At 66.2% G+C, this 14,879-nt stretch carries 12 protein-coding genes; 10 read left to right on the forward strand and 2 right to left on the reverse strand.

Annotation, left to right across the window (positions count from 1 at the left end):
- Positions 1-32: 32 nt before the first annotated feature.
- Complete coding sequence (gene acs, locus NED98_RS17595) at positions 33-1,970, reverse strand: acetate--CoA ligase (RefSeq protein WP_265313876.1); 1,938 nt, start codon at positions 1,968-1,970, stop codon at positions 33-35.
- A gap of 109 nt (positions 1,971-2,079) precedes the next feature.
- Here acs and NED98_RS17600 point away from each other — a divergent pair, with 109 nt between their 5' ends.
- From NED98_RS17600 to NED98_RS17610, 3 genes are all read left to right on the forward strand, one after another.
- Entirely contained in the window at positions 2,080-3,096 is a 1,017-nt protein-coding gene (locus NED98_RS17600) for an NAD-dependent epimerase/dehydratase family protein (protein ID WP_179513398.1), read from the forward strand.
- 61 nt (positions 3,097-3,157) lie between these two features.
- Positions 3,158-3,406 carry a type II toxin-antitoxin system VapB family antitoxin gene (locus NED98_RS17605; protein WP_179513399.1) on the forward strand — a complete coding sequence of 83 codons (249 nt, stop codon included), beginning with the start codon at positions 3,158-3,160 and terminating at the stop codon, positions 3,404-3,406.
- A complete protein-coding gene (locus tag NED98_RS17610; RefSeq protein ID WP_179513400.1) occupies positions 3,403-3,795 on the forward strand; it encodes a type II toxin-antitoxin system VapC family toxin in 393 nt (130 codons plus the stop codon). Before NED98_RS17605 ends, NED98_RS17610 begins: the two co-directional genes overlap by 4 nt.
- A gap of 11 nt (positions 3,796-3,806) precedes the next feature.
- Here NED98_RS17610 and NED98_RS17615 read toward each other — a convergent pair whose 3' ends face one another.
- Positions 3,807-5,165, reverse strand: coding sequence for a helix-turn-helix domain-containing protein (locus tag NED98_RS17615; RefSeq protein WP_265269324.1), 1,359 nt, complete (start codon positions 5,163-5,165; stop codon positions 3,807-3,809).
- A gap of 111 nt (positions 5,166-5,276) precedes the next feature.
- On the opposite strand from NED98_RS17615, the gene NED98_RS17620 reads away from it, so the two are divergent.
- The 7 genes from NED98_RS17620 (at position 5,277) to NED98_RS17650 (ending at position 14,877) form a co-directional block, all read left to right on the forward strand.
- A complete protein-coding gene (locus NED98_RS17620) occupies positions 5,277-6,803 on the forward strand; it encodes an acyl-CoA carboxylase subunit beta (RefSeq protein ID WP_179513836.1) in 1,527 nt (508 codons plus the stop codon).
- 72 nt (positions 6,804-6,875) lie between these two features.
- Positions 6,876-7,295, forward strand: coding sequence for a methylmalonyl-CoA epimerase (mce, locus tag NED98_RS17625; RefSeq protein WP_179513402.1), 420 nt, complete (start codon positions 6,876-6,878; stop codon positions 7,293-7,295).
- A gap of 115 nt (positions 7,296-7,410) precedes the next feature.
- A complete protein-coding gene (locus NED98_RS17630) occupies positions 7,411-8,199 on the forward strand; it encodes an enoyl-CoA hydratase-related protein (protein WP_265313877.1) in 789 nt (262 codons plus the stop codon).
- Positions 8,200-8,305: 106 nt separating this feature from the next.
- Positions 8,306-10,447 (forward strand): methylmalonyl-CoA mutase, encoded by a 2,142-nt coding sequence (gene scpA / locus NED98_RS17635; protein WP_265313878.1) that lies wholly within the window; start codon positions 8,306-8,308, stop codon positions 10,445-10,447.
- A complete protein-coding gene (locus NED98_RS17640) occupies positions 10,444-11,718 on the forward strand; it encodes an O-acetylhomoserine aminocarboxypropyltransferase (protein WP_265313879.1) in 1,275 nt (424 codons plus the stop codon). Before scpA ends, NED98_RS17640 begins: the two co-directional genes overlap by 4 nt.
- Entirely contained in the window at positions 11,715-12,719 is a 1,005-nt protein-coding gene (gene bioB / locus NED98_RS17645) for a biotin synthase BioB (protein WP_179513406.1), read from the forward strand. The genes NED98_RS17640 and bioB overlap by 4 nt, the downstream gene beginning before the upstream one ends.
- 178 nt (positions 12,720-12,897) lie before the next feature.
- On the forward strand, positions 12,898-14,877 hold the full coding sequence (locus tag NED98_RS17650) for an acetyl-CoA carboxylase biotin carboxylase subunit (RefSeq protein ID WP_265313880.1): 1,980 nt from the start codon (positions 12,898-12,900) through the stop codon (positions 14,875-14,877).
- Positions 14,878-14,879: the final 2 nt, after the last annotated feature.

Consider the following 14,879-nt stretch of genomic DNA (forward strand, 5'->3'; position numbering starts at 1 on the left):
TTACCGAATGATGAATCGAGAGATTCCAGGGTTTAGCTGACTCTATTCGTCACGAGATCGTCAACGACCGAAGGGTCGGCGAGCGTCGATGTGTCGCCGAGACTCGAGACATCGCCTTCGGCGATCTTGCGCAGGATTCGGCGCATGATCTTGCCCGACCGAGTCTTGGGCAGCCCGGGGGCGAATTGAATCGCATCGGGCGTGGCGATCGGGCCGATTTCCTTGCGCACCCATTGTTTGAGCGCAGTGTTGAGCTCGGCTGATGCAGTCTCGCCCGCATTCAGGGTAACATAGGCATAGATGCCCTGGCCTTTGACATCATGCGGCATCCCCACCACCGCAGCTTCCGCCACTTTGGGATGCAATACCAGCGCGCTTTCGACTTCCGCAGTACCCATGCGGTGCCCTGAAACATTGATCACGTCATCGACGCGGCCCGTGATCCAATAATACCCATCCTCGTCACGACGGCAGCCGTCGCCGGTGAAATATTTGCCGCGATAGGTGGTGAAATAGGTCTGGAAGAACCGGGCGTGATCGTTCCACACGGTGCGCATCTGCCCCGGCCAGCTCGCGGTGATGCACAGATTGCCGCTCACCGCGCCTTCCAGCACCTGGCCGTTTTCGTCGACTAGCTGCGGCTGGATGCCGGGAAGCGGGAGCGTCGCCGATCCGGGCTTGAGGTCGGTCGCGCCGGGCAGCGGGGCGATCAGCGCGCCACCGGTCTCGGTTTGCCACCAGGTGTCGACGATCGGCGAACGGCCCTCGCCGACCACGTCGTGATACCAGCGCCACGCCTCCGGGTTGATCGGCTCGCCGACCGTGCCGAGCAGCCGCAGCGAGGTGCGGCTGGTGCGGCGGACGAAGTCGTCGCCGTCCTTCATCAGCGCGCGCAGCGCGGTGGGGGCGGTGAACACGGTGTGGACCTGATGGCGATCGACCACCTGCCAGATGCGGCTCGCGTCGGGCCAGTTGGGCAGCCCTTCGTACATCAAGGTCGTCGCGCCGTTCGCCAGCGGGCCGTAGACGATATAGGTATGCCCGGTGACCCAGCCGATATCGGCGGCGCACCAGAAGACGTTGCCCGGGCGGTAATCGAAGACGAGATCGTGGGTGAAGCTGGCCCACAAGAGATAGCCGCCGGTGGTGTGGAGCACGCCCTTGGGCTGCCCGGTCGATCCCGAGGTGTAGAGGATGAACAGCGGGTCCTCGGCATTCATCGGCTCGACCGGGCAATCGGCCGACACCCCCGCCGCCGCCTCGTGATACCAGATGTCGCGCGCGCCCATCGTGATGTCGCCGCCGGTCGATTTGACGACGATGACCTTTTCGAGGCTCGGCGCGCGTGCCGCGGCTTCGTCGACATTGGCCTTGAGCGCGACGCGGCGGCCGCCGCGGCGGCCTTCGTCGGCGGTGATGACGATCTTCGAATCACAATCGGCGATGCGCCCCGCCAGCGCATCGGGCGAGAAGCCGCCGAACACCACCGAATGGATCGCCCCGATCCGCGCGCAGGCGAGCACCGCAAAGGCCGCCTCGGGGATCATCGGCAGATAAACGGTGACGCGATCGCCCTTCTTCACCCCTTGCGCCTTGAGCACATTGGCGAAGCGGCACACCTCGGCGTGAAGCTCGCGATAGGTGAAGCGCTTGGGCGCCGCGGCGGGATCGTCGGGCTCCCAGATGATTGCGGTCTGGTCGCCGCGCGTCGCGAGGTGGCGGTCGAGGCAATTGGCGGCGACATTGAGCACGCCATCCTTGAACCATTGGATGCGGAAATCGCCCTCGTCGAACGACCAATCGCCGGCGGCGGTCGGCGCCTTCATCCAATCGAGTCGCTTCGCCTGCTCCAGCCAGAAAGCGTCCGAATCGGTCACGCTCGCGCGATACATCGCGTCATATTGCGCGCGGTTTACCTTGGCGGCCTCGGCCCAGGCGGCGGGGACGGGGTAAAGCTCCTGATCGGACATGCCACTCTCCTCTTCGCGCGCCCGTTAACCGACGCGGCGGCCGGGGACAACTTGGCAGGAGATCGGTTTCGCCCTAAAACCCTTTGTGTTTCGACAGAGGGGGATGGCCATGAGCGGCACCGTGCTCGTCACCGGAGGCAGCGGCTATATCGCCGGCTTCCTGATCCGCCAGCTCGTCGAGCGCGGCTGGACCGTCAACACCACGATCCGCAATCTCGCAAAGGAAGCGCAGGTCCGCGCGACCTTGGGCGTTGCCCCGGAGAAATTGCGCTTCTTCGCCGCCGACCTGGAGCAGGATGCGGGCTGGGCGGAGGCGATGGCGGGGTGCAGCCATGTCGCGCATGTCGCCTCGCCCTTTCCGGCGGGCGCGGTGAGCGACGACGTGCTGATCCCGCCCGCGCGCGACGGCGCGTTGCGCGCGTTGCGTTTCGCCAAGGCGGCGGGGGTGAAGCGGTTCGTGCTTACCTCCTCGGTGGCGGCAATCGCTTACGGCCACCCGCCGGCCAACGGCGCCGCCTTCACCGAACGAGACTGGACCGACATCAACGCGCCGGGGGTCGGGGCCTATATCAAGTCGAAGACCGTCGCCGAGCGCGCCGCGCGCGACTGGATGGCGGAACATGGCGCGGGGATGGAATTCTGCTCGGTCAACCCCAGCGCAGTGCTCGGGCCGGTGCTGAGCGACGATTATTCGACCTCGATCCAGTTCGTCCAGCGGCTGCTCGACGGCTCGGTCCCGGGGTTTCCGCGGATCGGCTTCGCGGTGGTCGACGTGCGCGATCTCGCCGACCTGCATGTCCGCGCGCTCGAGACGCCGGGGCTCGACGGCGAGCGTTTCATCGGCGGCGGGCGGTTCATGCAGATGGAAGAGGTGGGGGCGGTGCTGCGCGCGCGGCTCGGCGACAAGGCGCGCAAGGTGCCCAAACGCCGCGTCCCCGATTTCGTCCTGCGGCTGATGGCGCTGTTCGACGGCAGCATTCGCCAGGTGGTGGGCGAGCTCGGCCGGGTCCGTGCGATCGATCCCGGGCACACCGCGCAAGTGCTCGGCTGGCGCACGCGCGACGAGGAACAGTCGATCGTCGATACCGCGGAGAGCTTGATCGAGCGCGGGATCGTCAAGGTCTGAGGGTCCTTGCCGATACGGCCTTGGTAGATTATTTTCGAGATATGGTAGAACGGCGTTCGCGATGCATTTGAACATCAAGGATCCGGAGGCGCATCGGCTTGCGCAAGCGATCTCCCGCGCGACGGGTGAATCGATGACGCGCGTCGTCACCGAGGCGTTGCGCAGTCGCTACAACGAGATCGAGCGGCGCGAGCGACGTGCGAGCCTCGATGAACTGCGCGCGATCGCGGCGCGATCGGCGGCGCTCGTCCGCGGCAAATACGAGGCGCACGGCGACCTGCTCTACGACGATGCCGGCCTGCCCAAGTGATCGTCGACACCTCGGCGCTCGTCGCGATACTCTACGGCGAGCCCGAGGCTGAACGCTTTCTCGCGCACCTTTATGATGCCGATATCCGCCGGATCAGCGCAGCGAATTACGTCGAATTGTTCATCGTCCTCGAACGGCAATTCGGTCCGGCGATGGCGCGCGAGGCGGAAGCGCTGTTGAAAGCTGCCGAGATCGTTATCGAACCGGTGACCGCCGAGCAGGCGACACTCGCACGCCGGGCGTTCCTCGCCTTCGGCCGCGGCCGGCATAAGGCGGGCCTCAATTACGGAGATTGTTTTTCCTATGCGCTGGCACGCGCACTCGATGAGCCGTTGCTCTACAAGGGAGACGATTTCGGCCTGACCGACATCGGTGTTGCAGCGCGCTGACGCGCGTCGCTTCACACCACCCGATACGGCACCACACGCCGCACCGCGGGCTCGACCGCGATCGCGCGGTCGGTCGGCGGGAAAGCGCGCTGGTCGCAATCGTCGCGGGGGCAGAGCCGGCAGGAAATCCCGATCGGGGTCGGCGCGCGGGTGCGGTCGACCGCATCGGCATAGACGAAATCGGCGGCGTGGGTCGCCTCGCACCCCAGCACCACCGCATAGCGCCGCGGGCTGCGCGCGAAGCTGCCCGAGGGCTTCACCAGACCCTTGGCCATCGAGATATAGCGCACCCCGTCGGGGGTCTCGGCATGCTGGACGAGGATGCGGTCGGGGATCGCTGCCGCTTCATGCACATGCCACAGCGGGCACGCCCCGCCGAACCGCGCGAATTGCAGCCGGGTCGCCGAATGCCGCTTGGTGATATTGCCCGCCATATCGACGCGGCAGAAGAAGAACGGCACCCCTTCCGCCCCGCTGCGCTGGAGCGTCGAGAGCCGGTGGCACGCCTGTTCGAAACTCACCGTGAAGCTGCGGCACAATCGGTCGATATCGTGGCGCAGCCGCAACGCTTCGGCGCGGAACGCGGCATAGGGCATGACCAGCGCGCCCGCGGCATAATTGGCGAGCCCGACCGCGAGCAGCCGCCGCGCCTCCGCCCCGACGACGTCCGCCCCGGCGACGATCGCCTCGATCTCGCGCGCGAAGGCGGTCGCGGCGAGGCGGTGCGCGATCAGGAAGCGGCGGCTTTCGGGCGGCAACGCGGCGTTGAGCGTCAGCGTCGCGCCGTCGAACCGCGCCAGCGGCGCATCCTCGTCGCTGTCGGTGGCGAGGGTGACGCCGTGACGCTGCAACGCCTCCGCCGCGCTGAAGCCGGGCTGGGTCGCCAGCGTTTCCGCGGCACGATCGAGCCGGTCGACATAATTGCCCGCCTCGTGGAACCAGTCGCGCACCGCTTCCCACGGCAGCCGCGCGCCGGTCCCGGTGGTCATCGATTCCTCGGCGATCGCCAGCCGTTCCTCGGCGGCGCGCTTGGCGGCGTGGAGCGCGATCAGCCGGTCGGCGACGGCGGGCCGCTCCTCCGCCAGCCGCGCCGCCTCGTCGGCGTCGAGCGGGGTCAGCGCGGGATCGGCCAGCGCCTCGCCCAGCGCCGCCAGCCGCCGCGCGGGCGCCTCGCCCTCGATCGCCGCCAGCGCCTGCGGATAGTGCCTTGCCAGCGCGGTGGTGACCGCCGGGGTCAGCGGCCGCTCGCCGGTTTCGAGCTGCGAGAGATAGCTCACCGACAGCCCGAGCCGCGCGGCCATCGCGCGCTGGTTGAGCCCCGCGGAGAGGCGCAGCGCGCGCAATTGCTGGCCGGCATAGAGTCTGGGCATGGCCTGCGCATCCTAGTTCGCAAATCCTGCCTTCGCAATTTCGCAAGTTCACATTTGCGCTTCGCCGCCGCCCGCGTCAGGAGGAATGGATTGCATCTGCCGGAGAAGCGCATGTCGTCGACGATCGAGGAACTGGAACGCAAGCGCGCCGCCGCGCGGGCGGGCGGCGGGCAGAAGCGCATCGACGCGCAGCATGCCAAGGGCAAGCTCACCGCGCGCGAGCGGATCGACGTGCTGCTCGATGAGGGCTCGTTCGAAGAATATGACATGTTCGTCGAGCACAATTGCGTCGATTTCGGGATGCAGGATCAGATCTATCCCGGCGACGGCGTGGTCACCGGATCGGGGACGATCAACGGCCGGCTGGTGTTCGTGTTCAGCCAGGATTTCACCGTATTCGGCGGCAGCCTCAGCGAGCGTCACGCGCAGAAGATCTGCAAGGTGATGGACATGGCGCTGAAGGTCGGCGCGCCGGTGATCGGCCTCAACGATTCGGGCGGCGCGCGCATCCAGGAGGGGGTCGCCTCGCTCGGCGGCTATGCCGAGGTGTTCCAGCGCAACGTGCTCGCCTCGGGCGTGGTGCCGCAGGTCAGCGTCATCATGGGCCCCTGCGCCGGCGGCGCAGTTTACTCCCCGGCGATGACCGACTTCATCTTCATGGTGAAGGATTCGTCCTACATGTTCGTCACCGGCCCCGATGTGGTGAAGACGGTGACCAACGAGGTGGTGACGCAGGAGGCGCTGGGCGGCGCGATCACCCACACCACCAAGACCAGCGTCGCCGATGTCGCGTTCGAGGACGATATCGAGGCGCTGCTCGCGGTGCGCGATTTCGTCGATTACCTGCCCGAATCGAACCGCGCCGCGGTGCCCGAGCGGCCGACCGACGATCCGTGGGACCGCGTCGAGGAAAGCCTCGACACGCTGATCCCGCCGAGCGCCAACCAGCCCTATGACATGCACGAGCTGATCCGTAAGGTGGTCGACGAGGGCGAGTTCTTCGAGATCCAGCCGGCGCATGCAGCGAACATCATCTGCGGCTTCGGGCGGATCGAGGGGCGGACCGTGGGGTTCGTCGCCAACCAGCCGATGGTGCTGGCAGGGGTGCTCGACATCAATTCGTCGAAGAAGGCGGCGCGCTTCGTGCGCTTCTGCGACGCGTTCGATATCCCGATCGTCACCTTCGTCGACGTGCCGGGCTTCCTGCCGGGCACCGCGCAGGAGCATAACGGGATCATCAAGCACGGCGCGAAATTGCTGTTCGCTTACGCCGAGGCGACTGTCCCCAAAATCACCGTCATCACCCGCAAGGCTTATGGCGGGGCCTATGACGTGATGGCCTCCAAGCATCTGCGCGGCGACCTCAATTATGCCTGGCCGACCGCCGAGATTGCGGTGATGGGCGCCAAGGGCGCGGTGGAGATCATCTTCCGCGGCCTGAACGAGGAAGGGATTGCGGAAAAGACCCGCGAATATGAGGCGCGGTTCGCCAATCCGTTCGTCGCGGCGTCGAAGGGCTTCATCGACGAGGTGATCCAGCCGCACTCGACCCGCCGCCGCATCGCGCTCGGGCTTCGGAAGCTCCGCAGCAAGACGCTGGAGAATCCGTGGAAGAAGCACGACAATATTCCGTTGTGACGATGTGCTCCCGCGAAGGCGGGAGCCCAGACTGTGTCCCCGCCTTCGCGGGGACACATTAAGGGACTGGAAATGAAACTAGGCCGCCTCAACCACGTCGGCGTCGCGACGCCCTCGATCGCCAAATCGATCGAAACCTATCGCCTGCTGCTCGGCGCCGAGACGATCGGCGAGCCGTTCGATCTCCCCGCGCAGGGGGTGAAGGTATGCTTCGTCGACGCGCCCAATACTCAGATCGAGCTGATCGAGCCCTATGACGAAAACTCGCCGATCGCGGGCTTCCTCAGGAAGAACCCGGCCGGCGGGCAGCATCACGTCTGCTTCGAGGTGCCCGACATCCACGAGGCGGCGGCGCATATGAAGGCGAATGGCGCGACCGTGCTGGGCGAGCCGCGGATCGGCGCGCACGGCACCCCGATCGTCTTCGTCCATCCGAAAGATTTCGGCGGGATGCTGGTCGAGCTGATGGAAACGCCCAAAGGCGACCATTGAGGTGATATAGATTCCGTTCGCCCTGAGCTTGTCGAAGGGCTGCACTTCTTTCCGTGGAAGAAAAGTGCAGGGCTTCGACAAGCTCAGCCCGAACGGAGAGGGAGAAGGACAGACAATGGCCGATTACAAAACGATCCTGACCGAACGGAAGGGCGATGTCCTCGTCATCACGCTCAACCGGCCCGACCGGCTCAACGCCGCTTCGCTCGACATGGCCGAGGAACTGACCGACGCACTCTACAATCTCGATGGCGCGCGCGCGGTGCTGATCACCGGCGCGGGGCGCGCTTTCTGCTCGGGTGCCGATCTGCAGGGGCGCGGCGATCGCCCGGTGACCGGCAGCGGCGATGCCGCGCACCGCTCGCTGATGCTGCATTACAATCCGGCGCTGACCCAGATCATGCGGCTCGACGTGCCGGTGGTCACCGCGGTCAATGGCGCGGCGGCGGGTGTGGGCTGTTCGCTCGGCCTGTCGGGCGATTTCGTGCTGGCGGGCAAATCGGCTTACTTCCTCCAGGCGTTCGTCAATATCGGACTGGTCCCCGACGGCGGATCGACCTGGCTGCTCGCCAAGGCGATCGGCCGCGCGCGCGCGACGCGGATGATGATGCTGGGCGAGAAGATCGGTGCCGATCAGGCCGAGCAATGGGGGATGATCTACAAGTCGGTCGACGATGCGGCGCTGATGGACGAGGCGCTGGCGCTGGCGGCGCGGCTCGCCGCCGGGCCGACGGTCGCGCTGGCGACGATGCGCCACAATATCATGACCGCGCTCGACGGTTCGTTCGAACAGGTGCTGCGCGCCGAAGCCGAGGGACAGCGCCGCGCCGCCGGCACCGCCGATGCACGCGAGGGCACTTTGGCGTTCCTCCAGAAGCGCAAGGCGGAATTCAAGGGTAAGTAGATTTAGAAGTGAATCCACTCCGGCGAAGGCCGGGGTCCAGCAACGGGCCGCTCGCGACTGGGCCCCGGCCTTCGCCGGGGCGGTATGAGGTGGTTGAGAGAGTGACATGACCGATAGCAAACCGACGCTCGACAATTGGTCCGCCGCCGCCGCCAAGGAGGTGAAGGGCAAGGATCTCACCTGGCACACGCCGGAGGGGATCGCGGTCAAGCCGCTCTATACCGCCGAAGACGTTGCAGTCGATCCGGGCCTGCCCGGTTTCGCGCCGTTCACCCGCGGGGTGCGCGCGTCGATGTATGCCGGGCGGCCGTGGACGATCCGGCAATATGCCGGCTTCTCCACCGCCGAGGAATCGAACGCTTTCTACCGCCGCAACCTCGCGGCGGGGCAGAAGGGCCTCTCGGTCGCCTTCGATCTCGCGACGCACCGCGGCTACGACAGCGATCACCCGCGCGTGGTGGGCGATGTCGGCAAGGCCGGGGTGGCGATCGACAGCGTCGAGGACATGAAGATCCTGTTCGACGGCATCCCGCTCGATCAGATGAGCGTGTCGATGACGATGAACGGCGCGGTGATCCCGGTGCTCGCCTTCTTCATCGTCGCGGGCGAGGAACAGGGGGTCGAGCGCAAATTGCTCGACGGGACCATCCAGAACGACATCCTCAAGGAGTTCATGGTCCGCAATACCTATATCTACCCGCCCGAACCCTCGATGCGGATCATCTCGGACATTTTCGCCTACACCAGCCGCGAGATGCCAAAATTCAATTCGATCTCGATCTCCGGCTATCACATGCAGGAAGCCGGCGCGACGCAGCTCCAGGAGCTGGCGTTTACCATCGCCGACGGCATGGAATATGTGAAATACGGCGTCGCCTCCGGGCTCGATATCGACAAGTTCGCGGGGCGCCTGTCGTTCTTCTTCGCGATCGGCATGAACTTCTTCATGGAAGTGGCGAAGCTGCGCGCGGCGCGCGTGCTGTGGCATCGCGTGATGAATAGGCTCGGCGCGAAGGACGAGCGCAGCAAGATGCTGCGCACGCATTGCCAGACCAGCGGCGTCTCGCTGACCGAGCAGGATCCGTACAACAACGTCATCCGCACCACGATCGAGGCGATGGCGGCGATGCTCGGCGGCACCCAGTCGCTCCACACCAATGCGCTCGACGAAGCGATCGCGCTGCCGACCGATTTCTCCGCCCGCATCGCGCGCAACACGCAAATCGTGATCCAGGAAGAGACCGGGATGACCAAGGTGGTCGATCCGCTCGGCGGCAGCTATTATATCGAAAGCCTGACCCAGCAGCTCGTCGACGGCGCGTGGGAGATCATCGAGCGCGTCGAGCGCGAGGGCGGGATGGCCAAGGCGGTCGCCGCCGGCTGGCCCAAGGCGATGATCGAGGAAGCCTCCGCCGCGCGCGCGGCGCGGATCGACCGCGGCGAGGATGTGATCGTCGGGGTCAACAAATATCGCCTCGCCAACGAGGATGAGATCGAGATCCTCGATGTCGACAATCACGCGGTGCGCGAGGCGCAGATCCGCCGCATCAACAAGGTGAAGGCGGAGCGCGATTCCGCCGCGTGCCAGGCGGCGCTCGATGCATTACGCGAGGGTGCCCGGGGCGACGGCAACCTCCTCGCCCTCGCCGTCGAAGCGGCCCGCGCGCGGGCGACGCTCGGCGAGATCTCCTCGGCGATGGAGGATGTGTTCGGCCGTTTCGGTACCTTCCCCACCCCGGTGAAGGGGATTTACGGCGGCGCCTATCGCGACGACCAGCGCTGGGAGCGGCTGCTCTCCGGTGTCACCTCGACCGAAAACCGCCTCGGCCGCAAGCCGCGCATCTTCGTCGCCAAGATGGGGCAGGACGGGCATGATCGCGGCGCCAACCTCGTCTCGTCGATGTTCGGCGATCTCGGGTTCGAGGTCGTCGCGGGCCCGCTGTTCCAGACCCCGCAGGAAGCCGCTGCGCTGGCGCTGGAGAAGGACGTCGACGTGGTCGGCGCTTCGAGCCTCGCCGCCGGGCACAAGACATTGATCCCCGAGCTGATCGGCCATCTGAAAGACGCCGGTCGCGCCGATATCAAGGTCGTCGCCGGCGGGGTGATCCCGGCGCAGGATTATCAGGCGTTGTACGATGCCGGTGTGCAAGCGATCTTCGGCCCGGGCACCAATCTCATCAAGGCGGCGGAAGAAGTGTTGCGGCTGCTCGGCCACAACATGCCCCCGCAGGCGGAGGCGGCGGAATGACGCAGCATATCGAGACGCTGACGGTCCACGCGGGCACCGCGCCCGATCCGACCACCAAGGCGCGGATCACCCCGATCTACCAGACCGCATCCTATGTATTCGAGGATGTCGATCACGCGGCGAGCCTGTTCAACCTCGATGCCTTCGGCAACATCTACAGCCGCATCATGAACCCCACCAACGGCGCGGTGGAGGGCAAGGTCGCGGCGCTCGAGGGCGGGGCGGCGGCGCTGGCGGTGGCCTCGGGCCATGCCGCGCAATTCCTCGTCTTCCACACGCTGATGGAGCCGGGGAAGCATATCGTCGCGGCGAAGCGGCTGTACGGCGGATCGCTCAACCAGATCGGGTCGAGCTTCAAGAAAATGGGGTGGCATGCCTCGTTCGTCGATGCCGACGATCCGGCCAATGTCGCGGCCGCGATCACCCCGGACACTCGCGCGGTGTTCATCGAGAGCCTCGCCAACCCCGGCGGCGTGGTGCAGGATATCGCGGTGATCGCCAAGGTCGCGCATGACGCGGGCGTGCCGCTGATCGTCGACAATACGATGGCCACCCCGATGCTGTGCCGCCCGATCGAGCACGGCGCCGATATCGTCGTCCACTCGCTGACCAAATTCCTCAACGGGCATGGTAATTCGATCGGCGGCGTGATCGTCGACGGCGGCACGTTCGACTGGGCGAAGGGCGGGAAATACCCGTATCTCAGCGAACCCAACGATTCCTATCACGGCAAGGTGTTCACCGAGGCGTTCGGCAATCTCGCCTTCATCCTCGCCGCGCGGACCCTGGGGCTGCGCGATCTCGGGCCGGCGCTGGCGCCGATGAACGCCTTTCTCGCGCTGACCGGCATGGAAACGCTGGCGCTGCGGATGGAGCGGCATTGCGACAATGCGCTGAAGCTCGCGCAATGGCTGCAGAACCACCCCAAGATCGCCTGGGTTTCCTATGCCGGGCTGCCGGGCGACCGCTATCACGCGCTCGCGCAACGTTATCTCGGCGGCAAGGGCGGGGCGGTGTTCACCTTCGGGCTGAAGGGCGGGTATGACGCCGGCATCGCTTTGGTTTCGCGCGTCAAATTGTTCAGCCATCTCGCCAATCTCGGCGACACGCGCTCGCTGATTATCCACCCCGCCTCGACCACCCACCGCCAATTGCCCGATGCCGAGCGGATCGCCGCCGGCGCGGGGCCCGATGTGGTGCGTGTCTCGGTGGGGATCGAGAATATCGCCGACATCATCGCAGATATCGAGCAGGCACTGGAGGCCGCATGACGACCGAAACCCGTAATGACTGGACGCGCGAGGAGATCGCCGCGCTGTTCGACCTGCCGTTCGGCGATCTCGTGTTCCGCGCCGCCGAGGTGCATCGCGCGCATCACGCCGCGAACGAGGTGCAATTGTGCACCCTGTTGTCGATCAAGACCGGCGGCTGCCCCGAGGATTGCGGCTATTGCTCGCAATCGTCGCACGCCGACAGCGGGGTCAAGGCGACCAAGCTGATGGACGTGCGCGCGGTGCTCCAGTCGGCGGCGCAGGCCAAGGATTCGGGCTCGCAGCGCTTCTGCATGGGCGCGGCGTGGCGCAACCCCAAGGACCGCGACATGCCCGCGATCATCGAAATGGTGAAGGGCGTGCGCGAGATGGGGATGGAAACCTGCATGACCCTGGGCATGCTGACCCCCGGTCAGGCGCGCCAGCTCGCCGATGCCGGGCTCGATTATTACAACCACAATATCGATACCTCGCCCGAACGTTATGGCGAGGTGATCTCCACCCGCACGTTCGGCGAGCGGCTCGAGACGCTGGAAAACGTTCGCTCGGCGGGGATCAACGTGTGCTGCGGCGGGATCGTCGGGATGGGCGAGACGCGCGACGATCGCGTCGGCTTCATCCACGCGCTCGCGACGCTGCCGCGCCACCCGGAAAGCGTGCCGGTCAATGCCTTGGTGCCGGTGAAGGGCACGGTGCTGGGCGACATGCTCGCCGATACGCCGCTGGCGAAGATCGACGATATCGAATTCGTGCGGACGGTGGCGGTGGCGCGGATCACGATGCCGATGAGCATGGTGCGCCTCTCCGCCGGGCGTGAGAGCATGTCGGAAGCGACCCAGGCCTTGTGCTTCATGTGCGGGGCCAATTCGATCTTCACCGGGGACAAATTGCTCACCACCGGCAACCGCGGCGACAGCGCCGATGCGGCGCTGTTCGCGAAACTGGGCGTGCGCCCGATGGAAGCCGAAGAGCCGATGCGGGTGTGCGAGGCGGCTGAGTGAGAACGTATTCTCCGTTCCCCTGCGAGGGCGGGGGTCCAGTCTCGGCGCAGCGCGCCGATCGCGCTGCCGCGCGAAAGCTTTTCGGGGCTGGACCCCGGCCTTCGCCGGGGAACAGAGAATAGAGGCAACCTGATCTTCTACCATCGATATTCGCTGCTTTTCGACGGAAGCTGAAACAATGTTCAAGAAAATCCTTGTCGCCAATCGTGGCGAGATCGCGTGCCGGGTATTCCGCACCGCGAAGAAGATGGGCCTCAAGACGGTCGCGGTCTATTCCGATGCCGATGCGCGCAGCCCGCATGTGCTGATGGCCGATGAGGCGGTGCGGCTCGGGCCGGCGCCGGCGGCGGAAAGCTATCTCAAGGCCGATCTGATCCTCGCCGCCGCCAAGGCGACCGGGGCGGACTGCATCCACCCCGGCTACGGTTTCCTCTCCGAGCGCGAGAGCTTCGCCAAGGCCTGCGCCGAGGCGGGAATCGCCTTCGTCGGGCCGCCGCCCAAGGCGATCGCCGCGATGGGCGACAAGATCGAATCGAAGAAGCTCGCCAAACAGGCGGGGGTCAATGTCGTCCCCGGCTTCCTCGGCGAGATCGCGACGACCGAGGATGCGGTGAAGATCGCCAAGGACATCGGCTTCCCGGTGATGATGAAGGCATCGGCCGGCGGGGGCGGCAAGGGGATGCGGCTCGCGTGGAGCGAGCAGGACGTCCGCGAAGGCTTCGAGGCGACCAAGCGCGAAGGGCTCGCCAGCTTCGGCGACGATCGCGTGTTCATCGAGAAGTTCATCGAAAGCCCGCGCCACATCGAGATCCAGGTGCTCGGCGACCAGCACGGCAATATCGTCTATTTGAACGAGCGCGAATGTTCGGTGCAGCGCCGCCACCAGAAGGTGGTCGAGGAAGCGCCGTCGCCGTTCGTCACGCCGAAGATGCGCAAGGCGATGGGCGAGCAGGCGGTCGCGCTGGCCCGCGCAGTGGGCTATTATAGCGCGGGGACGGTCGAGCTGATCGTCTCGGGCGCGGACAAGACCGGCGAGAGCTTCTATTTCCTCGAAATGAACACCCGGCTGCAGGTCGAGCATCCGGTGACCGAGGAGATCACCGGGCTCGATCTGGTCGAGCAGATGATCCGCGTCGCCGCCGGCGAGAAATTGTCGTTCGCGCAGAAGGACGTGAAGATCAACGGCTGGTCGGTCGAGAACCGCGTCTATGCCGAGGATCCCTACCGCGGCTTCCTGCCCTCGATCGGCCGGCTCGTCCGTTACGCCCCGCCGGAGGCCGGCGACGGCGTGCGCGTCGACGACGGCGTGCGCGAGGGGGGCGAGGTCAGCATGTTCTACGATCCGATGATCGCCAAGCTGATCACCCACGGCAAGACCCGCGAGGAGGCGATCGACAAGCAGATCGCCGCGCTCGACGCGTTCGAGATCGAGGGGCCGGGGACCAACCTCGATTTCGTCTCGGCGCTGATGCAGCACCCGCGCTTCCGTTCGGGCAATATCACCACCGGGTTCATCGCCGAGGAATATCCCGAGGGGTTCCACGGCGCCCCGGCCTCGGACGAACTGGTACGCACGCTGGCGGGGGTCGCGGCTTATGCGGGTGTCGCCTGGGCCGAGCGCGCGCGGCATGTCGACGGCCAGCTCGGCGCGCCGCTCGATGCGCCGGCCGACTGGGTGGTGCGGATCGGCAAAAAGGATCACGCGGTCACGGTCGACGGCGACGACGTGACGGTCGATGGCAAGCCGCTCGACGGCACGATCGACTATTTCCCGGGCGATCGCTTCGCGGTGGTCGACGGTGCGGCGCCGCTGACGGTGAAGATCGCGCGCACCCGCACCGGCTTCACGCTCAACGCGCGCGGCGCGAGCCACAAGGTGCGCGTGCTGCCGGCGCGGATCGCGCCTTATGCCAAGCATCTGCTCGAAAAGATCCCGCCCGATCTGTCGAAGTTCCTGATCGCGCCGATGCCGGGGCTGCTCGTGCGGCTCGACGTCAAGGCCGGCGACAAGGTCGAGGCCGGGCAGGCGCTCGCGGTGGTCGAGGCGATGAAGATGGAAAACATCCTGCGCGCCGAGAAATCCGCGGTGGTGAAGACGGTCAATGCGGAAGCGGGCGAAAGCCTCGCGGTCGATCAGGTGATCCTGGAACTGGAGTGACC

Origin of the sequence: Sphingomonas lycopersici (assembly GCF_026130605.1) — a bacterium.
Taxonomy (GTDB): domain Bacteria; phylum Pseudomonadota; class Alphaproteobacteria; order Sphingomonadales; family Sphingomonadaceae; genus Sphingomonas; species Sphingomonas lycopersici.